The organism is Kitasatospora sp. NPDC059827 (assembly GCF_042731675.1).
Lineage (GTDB): Bacteria > Actinomycetota > Actinomycetes > Streptomycetales > Streptomycetaceae > Kitasatospora.
In genome coordinates, this window is record NZ_JBHWIV010000004.1 from 118,626 (window position 1) to 142,611 (window position 23,986).

Annotated in this window: 19 protein-coding genes, 1 tRNA gene and 1 riboswitch; of the genes, 12 read left to right on the forward strand and 8 right to left on the reverse strand. The window is 74.5% G+C overall.

All coding sequences use genetic code 11. The annotated features are described in order from the left end of the window. The first annotated feature begins 60 nt into the window (after positions 1-60). Entirely contained in the window at positions 61-1,200 is a 1,140-nt protein-coding gene (locus ACFV8H_RS04120; RefSeq protein WP_375882674.1) for a hypothetical protein, read from the forward strand. Between the two features lie 77 nt (positions 1,201-1,277). Beyond that, positions 1,278-2,054 carry a MerR family transcriptional regulator gene (locus ACFV8H_RS04125; protein WP_380396418.1) on the forward strand — a complete coding sequence of 259 codons (777 nt, stop codon included), beginning with the start codon at positions 1,278-1,280 and terminating at the stop codon, positions 2,052-2,054. 15 nt (positions 2,055-2,069) lie between these two features. On the opposite strand, the gene ACFV8H_RS04130 is transcribed toward ACFV8H_RS04125, so the two are convergent. Then, positions 2,070-3,140: a helix-turn-helix domain-containing protein gene (locus ACFV8H_RS04130; protein WP_380396419.1), complete on the reverse strand. Its 1,071-nt coding sequence runs from the start codon at positions 3,138-3,140 to the stop codon at positions 2,070-2,072. A gap of 259 nt (positions 3,141-3,399) precedes the next feature. Between ACFV8H_RS04130 and ACFV8H_RS04135 the strand changes: the two genes are divergently transcribed. Both ACFV8H_RS04135 and ACFV8H_RS04140 read left to right on the forward strand, forming a co-directional pair. Further along, on the forward strand, positions 3,400-4,101 hold the full coding sequence (locus ACFV8H_RS04135; RefSeq protein ID WP_380396420.1) for an RNA polymerase sigma factor: 702 nt from the start codon (positions 3,400-3,402) through the stop codon (positions 4,099-4,101). Continuing rightward, complete coding sequence (locus ACFV8H_RS04140; RefSeq protein ID WP_380396421.1) at positions 4,098-5,537, forward strand: hypothetical protein; 1,440 nt, start codon at positions 4,098-4,100, stop codon at positions 5,535-5,537. Before ACFV8H_RS04135 ends, ACFV8H_RS04140 begins: the two co-directional genes overlap by 4 nt. Positions 5,538-5,606: 69 nt before the next feature. Here the strand turns inward: ACFV8H_RS04140 and ACFV8H_RS04145 are convergent, their stop codons facing one another. Then, complete coding sequence (locus ACFV8H_RS04145) at positions 5,607-7,106, reverse strand: aminopeptidase P family protein (protein WP_380396422.1); 1,500 nt, start codon at positions 7,104-7,106, stop codon at positions 5,607-5,609. A gap of 124 nt (positions 7,107-7,230) precedes the next feature. Next, positions 7,231-8,682 carry a PP2C family protein-serine/threonine phosphatase gene (locus ACFV8H_RS04150; protein WP_380396423.1) on the reverse strand — a complete coding sequence of 484 codons (1,452 nt, stop codon included), beginning with the start codon at positions 8,680-8,682 and terminating at the stop codon, positions 7,231-7,233. A gap of 618 nt (positions 8,683-9,300) precedes the next feature. On the opposite strand from ACFV8H_RS04150, the gene ACFV8H_RS04155 reads away from it, so the two are divergent. Beyond that, complete coding sequence (locus tag ACFV8H_RS04155) at positions 9,301-9,963, forward strand: bifunctional DNA primase/polymerase (RefSeq protein WP_380396424.1); 663 nt, start codon at positions 9,301-9,303, stop codon at positions 9,961-9,963. Between the two features lie 217 nt (positions 9,964-10,180). Here the strand turns inward: ACFV8H_RS04155 and ACFV8H_RS04160 are convergent, their stop codons facing one another. From ACFV8H_RS04160 to ACFV8H_RS04175, 4 genes are all read right to left on the reverse strand, one after another. Beyond that, positions 10,181-11,164 carry a DUF5926 family protein gene (locus tag ACFV8H_RS04160; RefSeq protein WP_380396425.1) on the reverse strand — a complete coding sequence of 328 codons (984 nt, stop codon included), beginning with the start codon at positions 11,162-11,164 and terminating at the stop codon, positions 10,181-10,183. 189 nt (positions 11,165-11,353) lie between these two features. After that, on the reverse strand, positions 11,354-11,941 hold the full coding sequence (locus tag ACFV8H_RS04165) for an ATP-binding protein (RefSeq protein WP_380396426.1): 588 nt from the start codon (positions 11,939-11,941) through the stop codon (positions 11,354-11,356). A 241-nt stretch (positions 11,942-12,182) separates the two neighbouring features. After that, positions 12,183-13,007 (reverse strand): glycerophosphodiester phosphodiesterase, encoded by an 825-nt coding sequence (locus tag ACFV8H_RS04170; protein WP_375882651.1) that lies wholly within the window; start codon positions 13,005-13,007, stop codon positions 12,183-12,185. Between the two features lie 79 nt (positions 13,008-13,086). Continuing rightward, a complete protein-coding gene (locus tag ACFV8H_RS04175) occupies positions 13,087-14,493 on the reverse strand; it encodes a purine-cytosine permease family protein (RefSeq protein ID WP_380396427.1) in 1,407 nt (468 codons plus the stop codon). After that, positions 14,486-14,634, reverse strand: a riboswitch (TPP riboswitch). (Overlaps the previous gene by 8 nt.) 208 nt (positions 14,635-14,842) lie before the next feature. Here ACFV8H_RS04175 and ACFV8H_RS04180 point away from each other — a divergent pair. From ACFV8H_RS04180 to ACFV8H_RS04210, 7 genes are all read left to right on the forward strand, one after another. Beyond that, on the forward strand, positions 14,843-16,756 hold the full coding sequence (locus ACFV8H_RS04180; protein WP_380396428.1) for a S1C family serine protease: 1,914 nt from the start codon (positions 14,843-14,845) through the stop codon (positions 16,754-16,756). 64 nt (positions 16,757-16,820) lie between these two features. Further along, positions 16,821-16,908 (forward strand) — tRNA-Ser (locus ACFV8H_RS04185). A gap of 175 nt (positions 16,909-17,083) precedes the next feature. Beyond that, entirely contained in the window at positions 17,084-17,911 is an 828-nt protein-coding gene (locus ACFV8H_RS04190; RefSeq protein WP_380396429.1) for a MerR family transcriptional regulator, read from the forward strand. Between the two features lie 49 nt (positions 17,912-17,960). Next, positions 17,961-19,190, forward strand: coding sequence for an MFS transporter (locus ACFV8H_RS04195; RefSeq protein ID WP_380396430.1), 1,230 nt, complete (start codon positions 17,961-17,963; stop codon positions 19,188-19,190). A 131-nt stretch (positions 19,191-19,321) separates the two neighbouring features. Continuing rightward, the gene (locus ACFV8H_RS04200; protein WP_380396431.1) at positions 19,322-20,686 is read left to right on the forward strand and encodes an FAD-binding oxidoreductase; all 1,365 of its coding nucleotides are present in this window, start codon (positions 19,322-19,324) and stop codon (positions 20,684-20,686) included. Between the two features lie 453 nt (positions 20,687-21,139). Further along, complete coding sequence (locus ACFV8H_RS04205; protein ID WP_380396432.1) at positions 21,140-21,469, forward strand: hypothetical protein; 330 nt, start codon at positions 21,140-21,142, stop codon at positions 21,467-21,469. 473 nt (positions 21,470-21,942) lie between these two features. Then, positions 21,943-22,719 carry a pyridoxal 5'-phosphate synthase gene (locus tag ACFV8H_RS04210; protein ID WP_380396433.1) on the forward strand — a complete coding sequence of 259 codons (777 nt, stop codon included), beginning with the start codon at positions 21,943-21,945 and terminating at the stop codon, positions 22,717-22,719. Between the two features lie 73 nt (positions 22,720-22,792). On the opposite strand, the gene ACFV8H_RS04215 is transcribed toward ACFV8H_RS04210, so the two are convergent. Beyond that, the gene (locus ACFV8H_RS04215; RefSeq protein ID WP_380396434.1) at positions 22,793-23,857 is read right to left on the reverse strand and encodes a DMT family transporter; all 1,065 of its coding nucleotides are present in this window, start codon (positions 23,855-23,857) and stop codon (positions 22,793-22,795) included. Between the last annotated feature and the right edge of the window lie 129 nt (positions 23,858-23,986).

The window sequence follows — 23,986 nt, forward strand, 5'->3', positions numbered from 1 at the left end:
ACCACCGACTACGAAGCCACGACCGGTCGGATCGCGGGTCTACCGCTCCGCCGGCACCACGTGCTGCTGACAGCGTGGACGGTGCTCTGGTTCTTCCTGGTGGAGCCCAGCGGCGGCTTCTCCTGGCACTACCTGCGCCAGGGCGAACAGCTGCTGTTCAGCGGCCAGCCCGACGGCGGCCTCTCGCTCTACGCCCACCACCCCGAGCTGCAGATCGGCCCGGTCAGCCTGGCCGCCGCCCGGCTCACCGCCCCGTTCTCGCCGCACGTCGGCCAGCTGATCGCCGAGGCGGCGAGTGCCGGGCTCGGCCTGGTGATGCTGGTGCTGGTCGGCCGCACCGCCGCCCTGTACTACCTCGGCACCGGCACCAACCACCGCCGGCTCCAGCAGCGGCTGCTGATCGCCGGGCTGGCGTTCATCCCGATGTGGGTCGAGGTGTCCGTCCGCTTCGCGCACCTGGACGACGTCCTCGCGCTGTTCTTCACCACCCTCGCCGCGCACGCCCTGGCCCGCGGCAAGCCCGTCCAGGTCGCGGTGTTCCTGGCCCTGGCGGTCGATTCCAAGCCCTGGGCGCTCGCCTTCGCCCCGCTGATCCTGGCCCTGCCCCGGCCCGCCTGGCTGCGTACCGTGCTCTGGTTCTGCCTGCTGGTCGCGGTCGCCTGGCTGCCGTTCTACCTGGGCAACCTGGACACCATGGCGGCGGCCAAGTTCACCATCCCGAACCAGCCCGCCTCCGCGCTGCGCTGGTTCGGGGTCACCGACCCGGCCACCCCCTGGTGGGACCGTCCGACCCAGTTCGCGCTGGGCATCGGCCTCGGCTGCGTGGCCGTCTGGCGCGGGCGTTGGCCGGCCGTGGTGCTGCTCGGGGCGGACGCCCGGATCCTGCTCGACCCGAGCGTCTACACGTACTACACGGCCTCGATCCTGCTCGGCACCCTGCTCTGGGACGCGGTCGGCCAGAAGCGGCTGGTCCCGTGGTGGAGCTGGATCGCGCTGGCGGCGCTGTACGGGGGCACACTGTTCCTGCCGTCCGACGCGGCCCGCGGCTTCGTCCGGCTCGCCTTCGTGGTGGTCTCCGCCGCGTACGTGCTGCTCTGGCCCACCCAGCAGTCCCGCCGGCCGCGGCCACCGGCCCAGGGCGGCGGGGAGGGCCGCCGGCGTTCCGCCCGGCGGCGCGAGCGGGAGCTGGTCGACGCCTGAGGCCTCCCGGAACACGGCTTGACCCTCACGCGACGTGAGAGCGGAGGGTGGTGGTCACCACCAGGGAGGAGCTCCGGATGAACGGGGACGAGGGCTACGCGGTCGGCGCCGTGGCGAAGATCGCCAAGGTGACCGTCCGCACCCTGCACCACTACGACGAGATCGGACTGCTGTCCCCCGCGGGACGCACCCGGGCCGGCTACCGCCGGTACGTGGACGCCGACCTCGACCGGCTGCAGCAGATCCTGTTCTACCGCGAGCTCGGATTCGCCCTGGAGGAGATCACGGCGATCCTGGACGACGACTCGGTCAGCCCGACCGAGCACCTCCGGCGTCAGCACCGGCTGCTGACCGACCGGATCGGCCACCTCCAGGAACTCGCCACCGCCGTCGAACACGCCATGGAGGCACGCAGGATGGGCATTCAGCTGAGCCCGGAGGAGAAGTTCGAGATCTTCGGCGAGGGCTACCGCGAGGAGTGGGAGCAGGAGGCCGAGCAGCGCTGGGGGAAGACCGAGGCCTGGGCCGAGTCCCAGCGGCGCACCGGCGGCTACAGCAAGGCCGACTGGCAGCGGATCCAGGAGGAGTTGGCCGGGCTCAACGCCCGCCTGGTCGCGGCCGTCACCGCCGGCGAGCCCGCCGACAGCACCGCGGCCATGGACCTCGCCGAGGAGCACCGGCAGCACATCTGCCGGAACTTCTACGACTGCACGTACACCATCCACCGCGGCCTGGCCTGCCTCTACGTCGAGGACCAGCGCTGGACCGCCACCTACGAGGAGCTGGCCCCCGGGCTGGCGCAGTGGCTGCACGACGCCGTCGTCGCCAACGCCGACCGGCACGAGAAGGCGTAGCGGCGCAGGCGCCCGCTACGCGACCCCGCGCCCGAAGGAGCGCCGGTAGGCGGTCGGTGAGGTGCGCATCACCCGGCCGAAGTGGTGGCGGAAGGTCGCGGCGCTCTCGAAGCCGACCGCCACGGCGACCTCCTCCACCGAGCCCTCCGGCGACTCCAGCAGCGTCAGACTGGCCGCGATGCGCTGGGTGACGACCCAGCGCATCGGGCTGGTGCCGTTGCGGGCGGTGAAGTGCCGCAGGTACGAGCGGTCCGACATCCGGGCGGCCCGGGCCAGCACCGAGACGGTGAGCGGCTCGGCCAGGTGGTCCAGCGCCCACTGCATGCTGCGGGCGACCCCGTCCTCGTCCTCCTCGACCGGACGGACCGCGGCCTCGATGAACTGCGCCTGCCCGCCGTCCCGGTGCGGCGCCACCACGAAGCGGCGGGCCACGCTGTTGGCCACCTTGGCGCCGTGGTCCCGGCGCACCAGGTGCAGGCACAGGTCGATCCCGGCGGCGCTGCCCGCGCTGGTCAACACGTCGCCGTGGTCGACGTACAGCACGTCCGGGTTGACCCGCACCCGCGGGTAGCGCTGCTGGAGGAGGTCGGCGTACCGCCAGTGGGTGGTCGCCTCCTTGCCGTCCAGCAGTCCGGCGGCGGCCAGCGCGAAGGCGCCCGAGCAGATCGAGACGATCCGGGCGCCGCGCTCGTGCGCCGTCCGCAGCGCCTCGACCAGGCCGGGGGAGACGTCGCCGCCGAAGGCGTTGCGCACGCCGGGGACGATGACGGTGTCGGCCGCGGCGAGTTCGTCCAGGCCGTGCCGGGCGGTCAGCGCGAAGCCGCCCACCGCGTCCAGGGGCGTGCCCGGCCGGTCCGCGCACACTTTCAGCCCGTACCAGGGCGCGGCCAGCAGCCCGCCCAGCTCGGGCCGGGCCAGCCCGAACACCTCGACCACCACGCCGAGTTCGAACGGTGCCATGCCCTCGAAGGCGTACACCGCGAGGTCGTGCACGGGCTCCGGGCGGCGGCCGATGGTGACGGCCACCGGCCGCGGCCGGGCGGGCGCGGCCGCGTCGACCGGCTCCTCGACGTACTGCTCGGCCATGCGAACCCCCTGCTCACGGGTGCCGGAACTGCCGGTGAGTCTAGGCCCTGTCCGGTCGTCGCGGCCCGCCCGGAACTTCCCGCGAACTTCCCGCGAATCCCCCTGCAACCTCCACCCGCGCCGCACGTCCATCACTACGGGGGCGGAGGGATCCGGGTCGGACGCGGCTGCGAGGATCTCCCCGATCTCGATCTTGATCAGGTGCCTGACGGTCCGGCGAGCACGCCGCCCACCGTCCCGGGGGAAAGCAGAACCGCACATGTCCATGGCCATCGGCCCGTCCGCCGCGCCACGGTGGGGGCGCGGCTTCTCCGGCCGCGCGGCCCGCGGAGTCCGGGGCGCGGTCGTCGCGCTGTTCGGTGCGCAGGAGGCCGGTGCACCGGCCTCCGTGCTCACCGCGGAGCAGCAGCAGCAGCCGGCGCAGCGCCGCTCCGGCTTCCGACTGGTGCGCGGCGGCCGCGGGCCCGCGGAGGACCGGCCCACGCTGACCGACCTGTACCACGCCCACCGGCTGGGTCTGGTCCGGATGGCGGTCCTGCTGGTCGACCACCAGGACCTGGCCGAGGACGTCGTGCAGGAGGCCTTCACCCAGCTCTACCAGCGTCACGGCGAGCACCTGGACGACCTCGACAACGCGCTCGGATACCTGCGGACCTCGGTGGTCAACGGCGCCCGCTCGATGCTGCGCCGCCGCAGGACCGCCCGGGAGTACGTGCCCCCGCACGAGGCGGACGCCCCCTCCGCCGAGGACCACGCGGTGCTCAACGACGAGCACCGACGGGTGCTCGTCGCCTTGCAGGAGTTGACCCCCCGCCAGCGTGAGGTGCTGGTGCTGCGCTACTGGTCCGACATGTCGGAGGCGCAGATGGCCGAGACCCTGGGGCTCTCCCGGGGCGCCGTGAAGTCCACTGCCAGCCGGGCCCTGGACGCCCTGGAGAAGCACCTGGAGAAGGTTCGATGACCGACAAGTTCCCCCGCTCGGGCGGCGGTGACGGCGGTGGGCCGGCCGAAACCGCTACCGAACGGCTGCTCCGCGAGGCGATGGACGCCCGTGCGTCCCTGATCACCGTCCACGACCTGCGCCCGGCCGCACCCCCGCGGGGCCGGGTCCGCAGGCTCCGCCCGATGTACCTGACCGCCGTGCCGGTCCTCGCCCTGGCCGCCTCCCTGGGGATCGGCCTGCTCGCCTTCCACGGCGACCCGGTCGCCAAGCAGGACGTCCCCCCGCCCCCGGCCGCGAGCATCACCACGCCCCCGACCCCCGGTCCGGACGCGACCCCCACCCCGGACGCGTCGCCCACCCCCGACGGCACCACTCCCACCACCGGCGGTCCCGCCGCGGACCGGCCGCTCTCCGACCTCGTCCCGTCCTCCTCCGGCTCGGGCGTGCCGACCGGGCCGGGCACGCCGTACACCTTCCGCGGCGTCAAGTTGAAGGTGCCGGCCGGCTGGAAGGCCGTGCCGCTCTCGGACCAGGCGGTCTGCCTGCTGAGCCCGGGCGCGCCGACCGATCCCCAGCGGAACTGGTCGTCGGCCGTGTGCGCGCCGTACGGCGTCCAGGTCACGGTCTACAGCTCGGCGGGCGAACTCCAGGGCGGTGCCTGGCCGACGACGGCCGACCTGGACGCCCCGGCCGGCTGGGCGCACCAGGGCAGTTGCCCGGTCTGGGGCAACCCCCACCCGCCGGCGGCGGGCGAGATGAACAGCGCGGGGCCGACGAAGAGCGCGGTCACCGTGGCGGGGAGTCCCGCGGTCAGGTCGCAGTGGCAGGTCACCTGCGGCAGCGACTCCTTCACGACCCAGCTGTGGGCCCTGCCCAAGGACCAGGTCTTCGTCTCGGCGCAGGGGCTCAGGTCCGATTACCAGCCCGGGCTGACGTCCATCGTCAACAGCCTGGACCCGAGCGGCCACCAGGCCCCGGCGGCGGCGGAGCCCGGCCCGAACGACCTCGCGGTCAGCATCGACGGCCTCTCCTCCGGCCAGCAGATGCGGATCGGCAGCGCGGTCGCCACCTTCTCGGTGACCTTCCGGAACACCGGACAGGGCACCTACGACCAGGTCCAGCCGCTGGTCTTCACCGACCGCTACGGGGGCACGCCGACCACGCCCGGCCAGCTGCTGCCCAACGACGGCAAGCTGGAGGTGCAGACGGACGGCGGCTGGTCGGTCCGGGCGATGTCCCGGGGGAGCGACACGTCCTACGCGGTGGCGCAGGACCAGGACGTCTTCTCGCTGGGCCCGGGGCAGAGCAGGCGGCTGACCTACCGGCTGACGATCGGGCCCAAGGACGGGACCGGGGACATGCCGCTGAGGGCGCAGGCCCTGGTGCCGTACCGCGGCAGCGGCGACCTGACCGTGCTCGGGCACCAGGACATCGCGCTCAGGATCGTCCAGTAGCGCGCGGGGCCCGGCCTCCCCGCGGTGGGGAGGCCGGGCCCCGGCTCGGGTTCGGGCTCAGTCTCAGGCTCAGGCCAGCGAGGCCATCCAGGCCTCGACCTCGTCGCCGCGCCGCGGCAGCCCGGCCGAGAGGTTCTCGTTGCCGTCGGCGGTGACCAGGATGTCGTCCTCGATCCGGACGCCGATGCCGCGGTACTCCTCGGGCACGGTCAGGTCGTCCTGCTGGAAGTACAGGCCGGGCTCGACGGTGAGCACCATGCCGGGCACCAGCAGGGCGTCGACGTGCTCCTCGCGGCGCGAGTGGGCGCAGTCGTGCACGTCCAGGCCGAGCATGTGGCCGGTGCCGTGCAGGGTCCAGCGGCGCTGCAGGCCGAGCTCCAGGACCTTCTCGACGTCGTACACCGAGGCGTCCAGCAGGCCCCAGGCGAGCAGCCGCTCGGCGAGGACGCGCTGCGAGGCGTCGTGGAAGTCGCGGAAGCGGGCGCCCGGGCGGACCGCGGCGATGCCGGCCTCCTGGGCGTCGTACACCGCGTCGTAGATCTTCCGCTGCAGCCCGGTGAAGGAGCCGCTGATCGGCAGGGTGCGGGTGACGTCGGCGGTGTAGAGGGTGTGGGTCTCCACGCCGGCGTCCAGCAGCAGCAGCTCGCCGGGGCGGACGTCGCCGTCGTTGCGGACCCAGTGCAGGGTGGTGGCGTGCGGGCCGGCCGCGGCGATGGTGCCGTAGCCGACGTCGTTGCCCTCGACCCGGGCGCGGCGCCAGAAGGTGCCCTCGATCCAGCGCTCGGAGGTGGCGACGGCCTGCCCGAGCTCGCGCACCACGTCGGTGAAGCCGTTGACGGTGGCGTCGCAGGCGGCGCGCAGCTCGCCGATCTCCCACTCGTCCTTGACCAGGCGCAGACCGCTCAGGAACTCCTTGAGGTCGGCGTCCTTGTCGGCGTCCAGCACCTCGGCGAGCGCGGCCTCCAGGCCGGCGTCGTAGCCGCGGACGATCCGGGTCGGCACGGCGGAGTCCTTGGCGCGCCCGGCCAGCTCCTCGGCGGCCTTGCGGACGTCGCGGGCGGGCAGGCCGAGCAGCTGCTCCTGCTCGGTCAGGCTGTGCCGGCGGCCGACCCACAGCTCGCCGTAGCCGTCCAGCCAGAACTCGCCGTTCTCGCGGTCCGAGCGGGGCAGCAGGTAGAGGGTGAACTCGTGGCCGGCGTCGCCGGTCGGCTCGCCGACCAGCACCGCGTCCTCGGTCCGGTCGCCGGTGAGGTGCACGTACTCGCTGGCGGCGCGGAAGTTGTAGTCGGTGTCGTTGGAGCGCACCCGCAGGTTGCCGGCCGGGACGACCAGGCGCACGCCCGGGTGGGCGGCGGACAGCGCGGCACGGCGCGCGGCGGCGTACGGGGCCTGGGCGACCGGGGTGAGGCCGTGCAGCTCGGTGTCGGCCCAGCCGGTCCTCATCGAGGCGGACAGCTCGTCCGAGATCTCGCCGTAGAGACCGTTCTTGCGGCCCTTGAACGGCGGCGGCTCCTCGCCGCCCTCGGCCTCGGGGTTCTCGGCCACTGCGGGGGTCCGGTCCTCGGTCACGTGCAACGCCTCCTTGGGGGTGGTACCGCCGCCCTCGGGGGAGGTGTCGGGTCGCGACACGCGCGGGCGGCCGTGCGTCCATGGTACGGACGCCCGGCCGCCCTCCAGTCCGGGGTTCGCATACCTACTCGAAGCGCGCGGCCAGCAGCATCAGGTCGTCGGTGGCCGGGGAGGCGTCCGGGGCGGGGCAGACGGCCAGCAGGTGGGCGCAGAGCCGTTCCGGGTCGATCCGCACGTCGCGCGGGGCGTCGGCGGCGGCCCGGCGCAGGTTGGCCTGTCCGGCGTGCAGGGTCGGGCCGCAGCGGCGGGCCAGGCCCTCGGTGTAGAGCAGCAGGGTGTCGCCGCGCCCGGCGGTGAGCTCGACCCCGGGGGCCTCCCAGCAGGCCAGCATGCCGAGCGGGGCGGAGAGCGAGGTCTCCACGAACTCGGCGCCGTGCCGGCCGACCAGGACGGGCGGGCAGTGCCCGGCCCCGGCCAGGGTGATCCGGCGGTCCTCGGGTTCGATCCAGGCGTAGACGGCGGTGGCGGTGCGGGTCGGCTCGGTGGTCTTGAGCAGCAGTTCCAGGTCGCCGAGGACGGAGACCGGGTCCTCGCCCTCCAGCACCGCGTACGCCCGCAGCGCGGCCCGGATCCGGCCCATCGCGGCGGCCGCGCCGGGGGCGGAGCCGGGGCCCGCGCCGGGGCCGTCGCCGGAGACCGAGCCGACGGTGAGGCCGACGGTGCCGTCCGGCAGCGGGATGGCGTCGTACCAGTCGCTGCCGCTGGAGCGGTCCAGGCCGGCCGGGACGAGCCGGGCGGCCAGCCGCAGTCCGGGGGTCTGCGGGAGGTGGTCCGGCAGCAGGCCGCGGCGCAGCGCCTCGGTGGTGCGCAGGGTGCGTTCCGCCTCCAGCTGCTTGGCGAGCAGCGGGGCGGCGATCTCGCAGTAGTGGCGGGCGAGTTCGCGCTGGCAGTCGGTGGGCTGGGCGGGCCGGTCGTAGAACCAGACGGCGGCGGCGAGCGGGCCGTCCTCGACGGTGGCGAGCGGGAGGCCGTAGGCGCCGCCGAGGCCGAGGTGGACGGCGAGTTCGCGCAGCCGGGCGCCGACGGCCGGGTCGTCGGCGAGGTCGGCGGAGTGCAGCTGTTCGGGCCGGTCGTGCTCGCTCAGCAGCCGGGCGAGCAGGCTCTGTTCGGTCGGGACGGTCTCCAGGGCGCCGAGGCTGGCCCGGTCCAGGCCGAGGCCGACGGGCTGGCCGGTGCCGCCGCCCGGCAGCAGGGTGACCAGGACGCCGCGGTCGGCGCCGAGCAGGGCGGCGCCGGAGGCGAGCACGGCGTCCAGGGTGGCGGTGGTGCCGCGGGCGCGGGCGAGCCGCTCGGTGTGCTCGTACAGGCTGGTGATATCGGACAGGCGTCCGGCCAAACGGTCCTGCACCGTGGTGGACGGTGCCGCGGGGCCGTCGGCTCCGCCGTCCGGCGCGTCGGTGGGGCCGGGCAGGTCCGGCGGCGGGTCGAGGACGGTGAGCCCGCCCGCACAGCCGGTCTCACCCGGCTCTGCGGGCGGCGTCGACGGCTGGGCGGCCGACGCGTGGGACTTGGTCATGCCGCCACTCCTGACGCGGTGCTACGTGCCATGCGAAACCCCCAGGTACGGCCAATGTGGAGCGAGCACGGCCAAAGGACGCGTTTCGCCTCGATTCGCTACTACTCGTCATTGATCGACAGCAATGCCACCACTTCTACACAGGCCATTCGGGGCATGTCCAGATCCAGGACGACGCGGTGGCCGGTTCCACGTCCGCGCGACCCGGTCGGAGGGCGCGCACCGGGCGCGGCGCGCCGGTCGGAGCCGCAGGCATGGAGAGAGCCGGGAGCGGGCAGAACCGAGGGGACGGACCGGGCGGCCGTCCGGATCGTATGTCCGCGCCGCCCGCGATCCCGGCTGGCCGGAAGTCTCTCACTCGTACGGTGGAACCAAGCGCGCCCGGGCGGCGTCCATCCGGTCGCATACGGGATTCTCGTTCCAGGGGCTGTTCCAGTGCGCGGCCCTTCTCATGTCGTGCTCCACACCGTGCTCCACGTCGTAGCCGCGCCGTCCGCCGTGCCGCCCGCCCCGCTCCGCGCCCTTCCGGGGCCGTGCCGCCGCGGGCCCCTGCGGCGGGTCCCGACGGATGTCGGTGGGGCGGAGCGAACCGAGCGGTCAGGGAAAGGAACGAGCGCCATGCGTGAGAACCCGAAGAGCCCGAGGAGCCGGTCGCAGGAGTCCCGGGAGCCGCAGGAGTCGTCCGCCCGGCTGGCCGCGGCCCTCACGGCCGCCGTCGAACACCGCTGGCCGGTGGTGCCCGGCACCGTGCTGTGCGGCGGCCGCTGTTCGTGCGGGGAGCCGGACTGCCCGGCGCCCGGCGCCCATCCGCACGATCCGTCCCTGCTGGCCGCCACCACGGACCCCCGGATGGTGCGCTGGTGGTGGGAGCGGCAGACCCCGGACGCGCCGGTGCTGGCCGCCACCGGCTCCGCGGTCTCGGCGGTCAGCCTGCCCGCGGCGGCCGGTGCCAGGGCGCTGGTCCACCTGGGCGCGCTGCGGCTGCCGCTCGGCCCGGTGCTCGCGATGCCGGGCCGCTACGCCCTGCTGGTGGCCCCGTACTCGCTCGACGCCCTGGGCGAGATGCTCGCCCAACTCCCTTCGGTACCAGGATCGTTGCGCTACCACGGGCCGGGCGGCTTCCTGCCGCTGCCGCCCGGCGGCGGGGCCGGGAGGGTGCGCTGGGTGCTGGCGCCGCGGCCGGCCGCGGACGGTGGGGTCCGGTTGCCGCAGGTCGGGCCGCTGCTGGGGGAGTTGGTGGAGGCGACGGTCCGGCTGGACAGCGGGCGCTCGACGTACTGACGGATCGCCGGGTCGGGCCGGACGCCGGGCCCGGTGGTGCGGGGCGTTCCGGAAAAGAAAAGATCCGGCCGCTGGCGACGGGGGATGCACCAGCGGCCGGACTCTTTAGACAGTAACAAGGATCCGCGCCCGCGCCAATTTCCAAGACGCCCTCCAGGCCCGGAAATTGCGGCTTCCCGGCGACAATGTGACGCGTATCACCCGGATCCTGCGCGCTTTAGTTCAGGGTGACCTGACGGTTCACCAGGTTCGCGCGGGCGCGCCGCTCCTCGGCGGTCAGCTCGGTCGGGTCGGCGAGGACGGCGGCGAGCCGCTCGCCGAACTCGGCGGCCGGCTTCTCGCAGTCGGCGGCGGTCATGGCGAGCGGGAGGTCCCACACCGGGACGGTCAGGCCGTGCGCGCGGAACGAGCCCACCAGGCGGGTGTCCGCGCCGAGCGAGGCCTCGCCGGCGGCGTTCAGCCGGGCCAGCGCGTCCAGCAGCCGCTCCTCGGGCACGGTCATCACCCAGCGCAGGTGGTTCTTGTCCGGGGTGCCGCACCAGTAGGCGGCGTCGACGCTCGCGAGCTTCTCGGTCGGGATGGCGGAGGCGTTGGCGCGCTCCAGCGAGGCGGCGACCTCGCCGGTGGCGGTCTCGGCGTCCTCCAGCCAGAACTCGAAGCCGGTGTGCACGGTGGGCGTGAACGCGGCGGAGGCGTCCAGCAGGTCCTGGAGGCGGCGGCCGCCGGGGACGGTCCGGCGGGCCGGGACGGGGCTGCCCGGCTCGGTGGCCAGGGCCAGCTCCAGGGCGTCCGCGAGGTCGCGGCTGAGGTCGCCCGAGGAGGACTGGGTCTGCAGGCCGAGCAGGATCGAGCCGTCGGGGCGGCGCAGGGCCGGCCAGGCCAGCGGCAGCACCGTCGCCAGGGTCACCGACGGGACGTCGCCCCCGGCGGTCGCGGTCACTCCGGCGGCCAGCGTCAGCGGCACCGTGGCGGCGGGCACCAGCTCGCGCAGCGCCACCCAGTCGGCCTCGCCCGGCAGGCCCTCGAACGGGCGGTGCACCAGCTCCTGCACGGCGTGCGAGGCCTCCCGGCCGTGGCACGCCTTGTAGCGGCGGCCCGAGCCGCAGGGGCAGTCCTCGCGGGCCCCGACCACGGGGATCTCGCCCGTGACGGCGGTGGTGGACTGGCGCTGCGGCGCCTTCTTGGCGGCCTTCTTGCCCATGCTGCGGCTCTCCCGGGGACGGTGGTCCTGTTTCACGGGAAGCCTACTGAGGTTCTCCCGGCGCGCGGGAACGCGCCGGGGCGGGTGCCGTACGCCCGGGTGCCGTACGCCCGGGTGCCGTACGCCCGGGGATCGGGCGCCCTCGTACCGGGCGCCCTCGTACCGGTCGGACGGGTGCCGGTCGGACGGCTACGCGCTGCGGGCGGTGCCGCCCCCGGTGCGCCGGGCGTGCCGGGCGCGGGCGGGCAGCGCCGCCCAGACCGTGACCTCGCCGGGCGCGTCCCGGACGCCCCAGTCGCTGGCCAGCTGGTCGACGATGGCCAGGCCGCGGCCGCCGCGCGAGGTCAGCGAGGGGCTGGCGGGCAGCGGCCGGGTGGCCGCGCCGCCGTCGGTGACCTCCAGGGTGAGCACGCCGTCGGCGTGCATCTGCCAGCGGACCAGCACACCGCCGGCCGGCTCGGCCGTGCCGTCCTCGGGCTCCCGGCCGCCCGGCGCCGGGTGCGTCCCGGAGGGGACGCCGACCAGCACCTGGTCCACCACCTCCGCCCGGGCGCCGCGGCCCAGGGCGGGCAGCGGGCCGAGTGGACGGGCGTACCGACAGGCGTTGCTCAACAGTTCGGAAAGGATCAGAACAGCATCATCGATGACCGGTTCCGGTATCTGCCGGTCACCCAGATCTCGACGCAGTCGGCGCCGTGCGACCCCGACACTCGCTGGGCCGTGCGGCACTGCCATGGTCGATGAAGTCGGCACTTCACGCGCCACCATCAACGCCACCCCCGGACCTCCTTCAGCGTATGCCGAGGGATGGATGCCCCTTGGTAATGCGTCGGAAACGACCGTCGGAGGATCCTGCGGGCCCTTTTCCGGCGGCGCGACTCAGGGTCGACAAGAGGTCATTCCGTGCTCACCCTCCGTCGCCCGATCGCAAGAATTCCGGCAATACCGTGCGCGGAAGGTTTGACTGCCGACCAGGGTGATCAGGTTTCCCCGGGGACGCGGGGCGCCCGGCTCCGGCTCAGCGGCCGAGCTGGGCCAGCACCTCGGCGGGCCTGTTGGTGATGATCGCGGAGACCCCGAGCTCCAGGCAGAGCTCGACGTCGGCCGGCTCGTCCACCGTCCACACGTGCACCTCGTGGCCCAGCTCGCGCAGCCGGGGCACCAGCTGCGGCTTGGCCTTGATCAGCTCGATGCCGGGGCCGGCGATCCGGGCCCCGCCCGGCAGCGGCTGCCCGGGGCGCAGGCGGCCCAGCAGCGGCAGCATCCGTTCGATCAGGAACACCCGCCGGTAGTCGGGCGCGGCGGCGGCCACCCGGTTCAGCGCGATCGAGGAGAAGCTCATGATCCGGGCGGACGGGCGCTCGCCGTCCGGCGCGGTGCCGATCTTGTACCGCTCCAGGGTGCGCAGCAGCTCGGCCTCGACCCGGCCGCGGAACCGCACCGGGTGCTTGGTCTCGATCGCCAGGTCCACCGGGCGGCCGCAGTCCACCACCAGTTCGAGCAGCCGCTCCAGCCGCAGCACGCCGCGCAGCTCGGGGTCGGTGCTGGGCCGGCCGGTCTTCCAGGCGCCGAAGTCGTACGCCTCCAGCTCGGCCAGCGTCATCGCGGAGACGGTGCCGCGGCCGTTCGAGACCCGGCCGATCCGGCGGTCGTGCACGCAGACCAGGTGGCCGTCGGCCGTCACCCGCACGTCGCACTCGACGGCGTCCGCGCCCTCGTCGAGCGCGCGCCGGTACGCCGCGAGGGTGTGCTCGGGCAGGGCGTGGGAGGAGCCGCGGTGGGCGATCACCTGGACGGAGGGCGTGGTGCGCGCCGCCGCCGAGGGCAGTTCTGGGCTGGTCACGGCCCCAACGATAGGGGGCGCGGGTGAACCCGGGGCGAAGCCGGTCCCAACCTGCGGGGCCGGCTCCGCCCCCGGTGCGTCAGGCCCGGGCGGCGCGGCGGGTCAGCGGGGTGAGCCCCCAGGTGACCAGCGCCGGCACCAGGAAGGCGAACAGCGAGGCCGAGGTCCACTCCTGCGGGGTGAAGTGCAGGGTCCGCTGGGCCGAGGTCCAGAAGTCCACCCACCCGTCGCCCACCGCGGTCGGCGCGATCAGCTGGTAGACGGCGAAGCCCAGCACCCACGGCAGCAGCATCAGCCAGCGGGACGGCGCCCGCTCGGAGAGGTCCCAGCCGTGCCGGCCGGCGCCGAAGAAGTAGTCCACCGCCAGCACCGCCAGCAGCGGCACGAAGACCGAGCCGATCAGGCCGAGGAAGTTGCTGTAGGTGTCGGTGAACCGGTCGATGCGCAGTGCCAGCACGGTGGTCAGCACGCCGATCCCGCCGCTCAGCACCCGGCGGTCCACCCGCGGCAGCAGGTTCTGCAGCGACATCGCGGTCGAGTAGACGTTGGCGAAGGACTGGTCGGTCTCGCGCAGCACCAGCACCAGGAGGAACAGCCAGCCGGCCCAGACACCGAGGAAGGAGTCGAAGATCCGGCTCGGGTCGCCGTCGGACTGGAGCAGCGCCATCAGCCCCAGCACGTAGCACCAGACCTGGGCGACGGTGTAGCCGGAGAAGCTGCCCCAGAAGGCCGACTTCGGGCTGCGCGAGTGCCGGGTGTAGTCGGCGGCCATCGGGACGAAGGAGATCGACACCGCGATCATCGCGTCGGTGGCGCCCAGGAAGCCGTGCCAGTTGCCCGCGCCCGGGTCCGGCACGCCCTGGCGGCCCAGCTGGACGGTGAAGTACACCATCGCGACCGCGACCGCCCCGGCCACGAAGCGGCGCAGCACCGCGATCGAGCCCAGCGGCCAGATCGTCAGCGCGGTGGTCAGCGCGCCCGCGAGCAGCACGAACAGCCAGCGGTAGTCGCTGGTGTGGGCGACGGTCTGGGCGCCCGCCGCGATGGTCAGCAGCTCGAACACGCCCCAGCCGACGCACTGGACGATGTTCAGCACGGTCGGCAGGTAGGACAGCCGGGTGCCGAACAGGCCGCGCAGGTTGGCCATCGCCGGGGCGCCGGTGCGGGCCCCGATCAGCGCGGCGACGCCGAGCATCGCGGTGCCGACCGCCGTACCGGTCACGATCGCCGTCACCGCGGCGGCCAGCGACAGCTCGCTGCCCTTCTCTCCGAGCACGGTCGCGGCGGTGGAGAAGCCGATCAGGCTGACGCCGAGGTTCATCCAGAGCGCGAAGTGGTCCCGGAAGCGCAGGGTGCGCGGCGGCTCGGTGTCCAGGACCAGCGGTGCCTCGACACGGTGGTCCAGCAGCGCGGCGCCGGCCAGGTCCGGGGGGAAATCCTTGGACGCGGGCGCGCCAGGAGAAGAGGATGGCGAAGCAGGCGGCATGGCCGATACTCCCTACGCCGGCATTACCCGGACAGGTTCCGGCGGTCAGCGCCCCCTCGACGGTCCGCCGGTCACTGGCCTGGCGTACGGTCGACATGCGCACTCTCAGCCTGGTCGGTCCAAGCTCCCGCGTGTCAGTTTGGAGCGACAGGCTAACCGGCACGGGTACGAACGCCAAAGGCCACGGGGTGCGCGGTCCGCATCGCGGGACGCCGGGCGGGGGTGGGGAGCCCCGGTTGTCGGTGGCGGCTAAGGATTCTTATGAGTTATTCAGAGGGGTCCTTACGGCAATCGAATCGCCGGTGCGAAAAACTATGGTCCTTGGTTCTGTCAGCTATGGAGGTCGTCCGTGAGCACCGAGCGCGAGGTTGGGCCCACCGGGCCGCAGGGGGAGCAGCCCGCGGGGGCCCCGGAGGCGGCGGGTGCCGTTCCCGACGGCACCGCTCAGGGCGGCCACAAGCCGACCATGGCCTTCAGCCGGGTTCCCGAGCCGAAGGACGAACCGGTGGACAACCCGGTGGCCGGGCCGGTGGACGGGTCGGCCGACGCCGCCCCGGCCGACAGCGGTCACCAGCCGACCATGGCGTTCGGCCGGGTCCCGGAGCCGGCCGCCGCGAGCGCGGCGGCCGAGGCCGCCCCGGCGGAGGGCGGGCACAAGCCGACCGTCGCCTTCACCAAGGTGCCCGCGCCGGAGGCCCCGGCCGCGCCGGCCGCGCCCGCCGTCGAGGAGCCCGCCGTCGACCCGGCCACCGGCTACATCGACGCCCCGCCGCCGGTCCTGCCGCCCGCGCCGCCCGCCGCCCCCGCCCCCGCCCCGGTCGCCGCCGCTCCGGCCGCGCCCGCCCTGCCGCCGGGCACCCCGGGCAGCAACCCGTACGCGACCCCGACCCACGGCGTGCCCGCCGCCGGCGCCCACGAGGGCTACGGCGTCCCGGCCGCCAACGCCCAGGAGCCGTACGGCGCTCCGGCCGCCGGTGCGCCCGTCGCGCCCGGCGCACCCGGTCACCACCCCTTCGGCGCCGGCCAGCCGCTCGGCGGCTGGGGCGGCGGCCACGACGCCGGCGCGGGCCACCCCGGCGGCCCCGGCGGTCCGTTCGGCTACCCCGCCGAGTACCCCGGCGGCCCGGGCGGCCACGGCCCGCGCAAGAAGCGCGGCGGCCTGGTGGCCCTGCTCGCGGCCGTCGCGCTGGTCGCCGGCATCGCGGGCGGCGCGGTCGGTGTGGTCGCCAGCGACCACGCGGGCAGCAGCAGCTCGGCGGACGACCACCGCAGCACCACCGTCCAGGCCAGCAACACCCAGAAGAACGAGCCCGTCCCCGGGTCGATCGCCGCCATCGCCCAGAAGGCGCTGCCCAGCGTCGTCACCATCAAGGCGCAGAACAGCACCGAGTCGGGCACCGGCACCGGCTTCGTCTTCGACACCGAGGGCCACATCCTCACCAACAACCACGTGGTCGCGCCGGCCCTCAACGGCGGCAAACTGACCGTCAAGTTCGCCGACGGCACCTCCTACACCGCCTCGGTGCTGGGCCACGCCGAGGGCTACGACGTCGCCGTGGTCAAGATCGACAACCCGCCGAAGAGCAAGCTGTCGCCCCTGCCGCTGGCCGACTCCGACAAGGTCAACGTCGGTGACGCCACCGTCGCGATCGGTGCGCCGTACGGCCTGGAGTCCACCGTCACCAGCGGCATCGTCAGCGCGAAGGACCGCCCGGTCGCCTCCGGCGACGAGACCGGCTCGCAGGCCTCGTACATGAACGCCCTGCAGACCGACGCCTCGATCAACCCCGGCAACTCCGGCGGCCCGCTGCTGGACTCCAGCGGCGCGGTGATCGGCATCAACTCGGCGATCCAGTCCAACGCCTCCGCCAACGGCCGGGCCGGCAGCATCGGCCTGGGCTTCGCCATCCCGATCAACCAGGCCAAGTGGGTCGCGGACACCCTGATCAAGACCGGCAAGCCGGTCTACGCCAAGCTCGACGTGCTGCGCAACGACGACTACAAGGGCGACGGCGCGCAGATCCAGACCAAGGACATCCAGGGCCAGCCGGCCGTCACCCCCGGCGGCGCGGCCGACAAGGCCGGCCTCAAGCCGGGCGACGTGATCACCAAGCTCGGCGGCGCGCCGATCGAGAACGGTCCCGCCCTGGTCAGCCGGATCTGGACGCACAAGCCGGGCGAGACCGTCGACGTCGAGTACACCCGCAACGGCCAGACCATGACCACCAAGGTCACGCTCGGCCAGCGGGACGGCGATCAGTGACCCCCCGGGCCCGCGGAATCGTGTGCGCCGAAGGCCGTCGGACCCGTTAGGCTGACCTCCGCCTGGAGAGCTGCCCGAGCGGCCTAAGGGAACAGTCTTGAAAACTGTCGTGGCGTGACCCGTCACCGTGGGTTCGAATCCCACGCTCTCCGCCGGTAGGAGAAACCACCTGCTCAGGGCGGGTGCCGAGATCGTTTCGGCACCCGCCCTCGGTGTTTTCCGGGGCGGGCCGGCGGCGGGCCGGCGGTGCGCCGACGCGGGGTCGCGGCCGGGCCGGCGGCCGGGGGTTGACCCTGACACAGGGGGAGACGGTGGAGTGGGAGCACCATGTTGAACATCGGAGACTTCGCCGTCCACGGCCGGGTGTCGGTGCGGATGCTGCGCCACTACGACGCGATCGGCCTGCTCACGCCCGCCAGGGTGGACCCGGCCACCGGGTACCGCTCCTACGAGGCGGTCCAACTCGCCCGGCTGAACCGGGTGATCGCGCTCAAGGAGCTCGGCTTCACGCTGCAGCAGGTGCGGGCCGTGCTGGACGAGCACCCGGACCCGGCCGAGCTGCGCGGGATGCTGCGGTTGCGGCGGGCCCAGCTCGCCGAGGCGATCGCGGCGGACGAGCAGCGGCTGGCCCGGGTGGAGGCGAGGCTCCGGACGATCGAGAGTGAGGGGAACATGTTCGAGCACGATGTCGTGGTGAAGCCCGTTCCGTCCGTGCGGGTGGCCCAACTGAGCGGTGTGGCGGCGAGTTACGCGCCGGAGGACATCACCCCGGTGATCGGCCCGCTCTTCGACGAGCTGTGCCGGCGGGTGGAGCAGGCCGGGATCGAGGTGGTCGGGCCGTCCGTCGCCCGGTACGAGGACGGGCCGGAGGGCGACGGCTCGGTGGTCGTCCGGGTGGCCCTCCAGGTGGCGCCGTCCGTGCGGGCCGACCGGGACGGCATCGAGGTGGTCGACCTGGCGCCGATCGAGGAGGCGGTGACCATCGTCCACCGCGGCTCGATGGACGACGCGATGGGCAGCTTCCAGGCCCTGGCCCGCTACATCGACCAGAACGGCTACCGCTCGACCGGCTACGCCCGGGAGCGCTACCTGGAGACCCCGGCCGACCGGTCCGACTGGGTCGTCGAGTTCCAGGAACCGGTGGTCCGCAGGTAGCGGCCGCCGCTTGCCCTCGACCAGGTCGAGGGTCCTAGCGTCACCCGGCATGACCACCGCGATCTCCGCCGGGACGGCCCGGCGCACCGCCCTGCCCCGGCCGTACCTGCTCTGGCTGGCCGGGGCCCAAGCCGGGCTGCTGGGTGACGCCGCGCTGTCCTTCGCCCTCGGCTGGGCCGCCTCCGGGTACGGCGGCGGGGCGGCCGGGCTGGTGCTGACGGCGGTCACCGTGCCCCGTACGGTGCTGGTCCTGCTGGGCGGGGCGGTGGCGGACCGGTTCGGCGCCCGCCGGGTGATGCTCGCCGGGGACGCGGTGATGCTGGTGGTGACCGCCGCACTGGCGCTCGCGGTGGCCGGCGGCCGGGGCGCGCCGCTGTGGCTGCTGGTCGGGGCGGCCGTGGTGACCGGGACGGTCGACGCGTTCTACCTCCCGGCGAGCGGCTCGATGCCGCGCCGGCTGGTGCCCGCGGACCGGCTGCCCCGGGCGCTCGCGCTGCGGCAGGCCGGCGGGCAGTGCGCGGTGCTGCTCGGGGCGCCGCTGGGCGGCCTGCTGGTCGCCGGGGGCGGGCTCGCGGGCGCGGCGGCGGCGGACGCGGTGAGCTTCGCGGTCGTCCTGCTGGTGCTGCTGCGGGTCCGGCCGGACGGGGAGGGGCCCGGTCCGGCTCCCGCCGCCGCCCCGGTGGGCCTGCTGCGGGAGGCGGGGGCGGGCGTCCGGCTGGCTCTGGGGGATCCGCTGCTGCGGGCCGCGCTGCTGCTGACCGGGGCCGCCGCGGGGGCGCTGCTGCCCGTGGTCTCGCTGCTCGGCCCGCTGCTCGCCCGGGCACACGGCTGGGCGGCGGGCACCGCCGGACTGGTGACCGCCGGTCAGGCGGCGGGGGTGCTCGCGGTGGCGGCGTCGGTCGCCTGGCGCGGCGGGCTGCCCCGGCCGGGGGTCGGGGCGGCCGCCGGGCTCTGCACGGCCTCGGTGGGTACCGTGCTGCTGGCGCTGTCCGGCGGTCCGGGGACGGCGGTGGTCGGCAGCACGGTGGTGGGCCTCGGCTCCGGACTGTTCGCCTGTCACCTCGGGCCGCTGGTGCTCGGCGGTGCTCCGAGCTCCCATCTCTCGCGGGTGCAGGCGCTGTTGACGCTGGTGCAGAGCCTCGCCCTGGTGCTGTCCACCGGGCTGCTCGGGACGGCCGCGGACGCGACGGGGGCCGTCCTGCCCGCCCTGCTCTGCGCCCTCGCCACCGGGGCGGCCGGGCTGGCGGCCCTCGCCACCCCGGTGCTGCGCCGGGCCTGAGCGACCGGCACCGCCGGTCGGCGGGACGGGGGCCGGCGTCCGGGGGCCGGTGCCGAGGCCCACTTGCCCGGCTCCGGGCCTCGGGGCAGAGTGCGGAGGTGGCGGCGGTGCGGTGGTGACTGGAGGCGGCGATGAGTGATCTGACGGACCGACTGGCACTGGGCCTCCCGGCGGAGGCGGTGGTGGTGGATCCGGACGTGACCGCCGCCTACAGCCACGACATGGCGGGCTTCTGCGCCGCCGGGACGCCCGCCGTGGTGGTCTTCCCGGAGACGGTCGAGCAGGTGCAGCACGTGCTGCGCACCGCGACCGAGCTGCGGGTGCCGGTGGTGCCGCAGGGGGCCCGGACCGGGTTGTCGGGGGCGGCGAACGCCGTCGACGGCTGCGTCGTGCTGTCGCTGGTGAAGCTGAACCGGATCCTGGAGATCGACCCGGTGAACCGGGTGGCGGTGGTCGAGCCGGGCGTGGTGAACGCGGAACTGTCGCGCGCGGTCGAGGAGTTGGGGCTCTGCTACCCGCCGGACCCGTCCAGCTGGGAGACCTGCACGATCGGCGGCAACATCGGCACCGGCGCGGGCGGGCTCTGCTGCGTGAAGTACGGCGTCACCAGCGAGTACGTGCTCGGGCTGGACGTGGTGCTGGCGGACGGCCGGCTGCTGTCCACCGGGCGCCGCACGGCCAAGGGGGTGGCCGGGTACGACCTGACCCGGTTGTTCGTCGGCTCGGAGGGCACCCTCGGGGTGGTGGTCCGGGCGGTGCTGGCGCTGCGGCCCGCGCCGGAGCCGCAGCTGGCGCTGGCGGCGGAGTTCCCCAGCGCGGACGCGGCGGGGGCGGCGGTCTGCGCGGTGATGGAGCGCGGGCTGACCCCGTCGCTGATGGAGCTGATGGACGCGGTCTCCGTCCGGGCCGTCAACGAGCTGGGGCAGATGGGGCTGCCGGAGTCGACCCGGGCGCTGCTGCTGGTGGCCTTCGACGGGCCGGACCGGGAGGCCGGGCTGGCCCGGGTCGCGGAGCTGTGCCGGGAGGCCGGGGCGACCGAGGTGGTTCCGGCCGAGGACCAGGCGGAGTCGGACCTGCTGCTGGCGGCCCGGCGGCTGGCGCTGCCCGCGCTGGACCGGCTGGGCACCACGATGATCGACGACGTGGCGGTGCCGCGCTCCCGGCTGGCCGAGATGCTGAACGGCGTCGCGGCGATCGCCGAGCGGCACGCGCTGACGATCGGGGTGGTCAGCCACGCCGGGGACGGCAACACCCACCCGATCGTGATCTTCGACGCCGCGGACCCGGAGCAGACTGCGCGTGCCCAGCGCTCCTTCGACGAGATCATGGCGCTCGGGCTGGAGCTGGGCGGCACCATCACCGGGGAGCACGGGGTGGGGCTGTTGAAGCGGGACTGGCTGGCCCGTGAGCTGGGGCCGGTCGGGCTGGACCTGCAGCGGCAGGTGAAGGCGGTCTTCGACCCCTTGGGCATCCTCAATCCGGGCAAGATGGTCTGATTTTCAGCGCGGATATCTTCTCCTTCTTCGCGCCCTTCGGCCCGCATTCTCGGTACGACTTTCCGATGGTCTGCGAATGGCTGGAAAGTCGACATGGAAGGGTGGGCGAACCTTTCGGGGGCGTGTTCAGGGTTGGCCCGCGCCGGGGGTGGTGCGCCCGGAGGTTCGTACGGCACCGACGCGCCGTCGTCCGACCTCCGCGGAAAGGCCGCCGAACGGGCGAAGGCCCAGCTCAGTAGCGGTGTGTCGGCGCACTGTCCGATCTTCCGCCCGTTATGCGCGGCCCGGGTGGATATCACGCTAACGGGCGAAAACTGCTCCGCCGACTAGTGCTTTGTCGATTTGTTGCGGAAGTCTGGCTCCCGGCGTCGCAGCCCGCAGGTGTTCGTCTGGCCGGCGAACCCCCGCACCATGCTCGACCAATGCACGATTAACGGCTTCTTGGAGGCTCACATGGCTCGCTTCAACACCCGCCGGGTGTCCGGGTTCCTGCTCGCCGCCCCGCTGGCGGCCGGTCTGCTGCTGGCCGGTGCCGGGGTCGCCGCCGCCGACAACGGCGCGGGCGCCGCGGCCGGTTCCAACGCCGGCGTGGTGTCCAACACGGGCACCGGCAACATCTTCGGCGGCCTCGACGGCAACTACGTCTCCAACCAGCAGACGGCCACCGGCGCCGGCGCCTCGAACCAGAACAACACCGTCGCGGTGAAGGACAACGCGGGCAACGTCCTGGCCGGTCAGGGCAACAAGAACATCAACGTCATCTTCGCCCCGATCTTCTCCTGACGGCCCCGGGTGCCACTGCCGGCGGGGGCGCCGGAGGTGGACGGCCGCGGGTGAGCTGAGCATCCGCGGTGGGGTTCGGAACGGTCGCCGGGCGGGCTTCCCGCCCCGGGCGGACCGGGGAGACCGGACGAACGCATGGACCGGCCAGCGGAAAGGGTCGCCGCGAAACCGGCCTCGTGGGCGGTGCCGCCATCGGCACCGCCCACGAGTGCGTCCGGGCCCGGGTCCCCACCGGCCCGCCACCCGCGCCCGCACGCCCCGCCCGCACGCCCGGCCCCTATGCCCGTCCGTACGCCCCGCCCGCACGCGCCCCGCCCCCCGCGAGCGGCCCGGATCCCTCCAGCGAGGGCCCGCGCCCGGAGCCGTCGGTCCACGGCGGTACGGTTGCGCTCCGACAGCGCTCCACGTGCCCGGGCCCGGAACGGACGGCCCGGTCGGGGCGGCGACCGCGGCAATCGGAAGGAAGGCGCGCGATGGCGGCGGAGGACGAGGGCCTGACCGGCCCGGACGGGGCCAGGCCCGCACCGGAGCCGCAGCCGCAGCCGTGCCCGGCACCACTGGACGAGCGCCGGCCCGGGCCGAGGTCCGTCCCGGAACTGCTGCTCGGCCGCCCGCCGATGGCCCGCCCGCTGCCCTCCTTCGACCCCGCGGCCGCCCCCGCCGAGCCCGGCCCGCTGTTCGTGGACTGGCTCGCCACCGCCCTCGACGCCGGGGTGCTGGACCCGCAGGCCTTCACCCTCGCCACGGTCGACGCCGACGGCATGCCGGACGCCCGGGTGCTGGTGCTGCGCGACGTGGACGCGGCCGGCACCGGCTGGAACTTCTCCGCGGCCGCCGACAGCCCCAAGGGCCGCCAGCTCGCCCACCACCCGGCCGCCGCGCTGAACGTCTACTGGCCGCAGCTGGGCCGTCAGGTCCGGGTGCGCGGCAGCGTCGAGCGGGCCGCCGACCTGGTCGCCGCCGCGGAGTTCGCCACCCGCTCGCCCGCCGCCCGGGTCGGTGCGCTGGTCGGCCGGCAGAGCGAGCCGCTGGGCGAGCTGACCGAGTACGACGAGGCGGTGGCGGTCGCCCGGCGCCGGCTGGAGGCGACCCCGGACGCCGTCGCGCCCGGCCACGCGGTCTACACCCTGTGGGCGCACGAGGTGGAGTTCTGGCAGGGCGACGCCCAGCGCCGGCACGTCCGGCTGCGCTACACCCGTACCGGCCCGGTCCGCACCCCGGAGTGGTCCCGCACCCTGCTCTGGCCGTAGCGCCGTTGCCGTGCGGGCCGGCCGCGCACGGTCGGCCCCCTCTCGTCAGGCCTGTCCCGTCAGACCCGTCCGGTCAGCGCCGTCCGGTCAGCGTGGCCCCCACGCTGGCCGCGACCACGCAGCCGATCCCGGCCAGCTGCGCGGCGCCCAGCAGCTGGCCGAGCACCACCAGCCCGACCAGTGCGCTGACCGCCGGCTCCAGGCTGACCAGCACGCTGAACACCCGCTGGGGCATCCGCCGCAGCGCCGTCATCTCCAACGCGTACGGGAGCACCGGCAGCAGCAGCGCCACCCCGGCCGCCGAGGCGAGCAGCACCAGCGGCGAGGCACCGGGGGCGGTCAGCCCGTCCCAGGCCTCGCCGAGCCCGAACGGCGCGAGGAACAGGGCACCGACCGTCATCGACACCGCCAGTCCCTGGAAGCCCTGGAAGGCGGCGCCGACCTTGTCGGTGAACAGGATGTACAGCGCGTAGCAGCCGGCCGCGCCGAAGGCGTAGAGCAGGCCGACCGGGTCGAGCGAGCCGCCGCCGTCCCCTTCGCCGAGCAGGGTCAGCAGGACGACCCCGGCCGCCGCGAGCAGTGCCCAGAGCAGGTGGCTGGCCCGCCGGGCGAAGACCAGGGCGACCGCGAGCGGGCCGAGGAACTCGATGGTCGCGGCGGTGCCCATCGGCAGCCGGTCGATCGCGCCGGCGAACAGGAAGGTCATCCCGGCGGAGGCCATGCCGAGCAGCGCGGCCGCGGCGAGGTCGCGCGGGCGCTTGTCGCGCAGCCGGGGCCGGGTGACGGCGAGCAGGATCACCGCGGCGAAGCCCAGCCGCAGGAAGGTGGTGCCGCTGACCCCGAGCGGGCCGAACAGCGGCTTGGACAGGGCGATGCCGGTCTGCACCAGGAACATCGCGACCAGACACAGAAGCGGCGCCGGGATCCTGTCCGGGCGCCGCAGGGCCTTGCCGATCCGGCCGGTGGACCGGCCGGGGCGGAGCCCCGGGGGCGCCGTGGAACCGGGCTCCCCACCTCGTCGCCAGCTGCCCCGCTCGCCGGCGGGCTCGCCCTTGGGGGCGGGCGGCATGGCAAGGGCCTCGGCGACGGCGGCGGCCGAGGTGGGGGCGACGGTTTCGCCGGTATGGGAGCTGGGCATGCTGACGAGTTTGCCGTAAGGAGTGACCAACCAGCAAGCTCGTTACAGCCCGTTCACGGAAACCGGGACGGATGCGGACGGGTGCGCCCGAAAGGGTGGACTCGAACGGGCCGCGCGGCGTGGCGGACG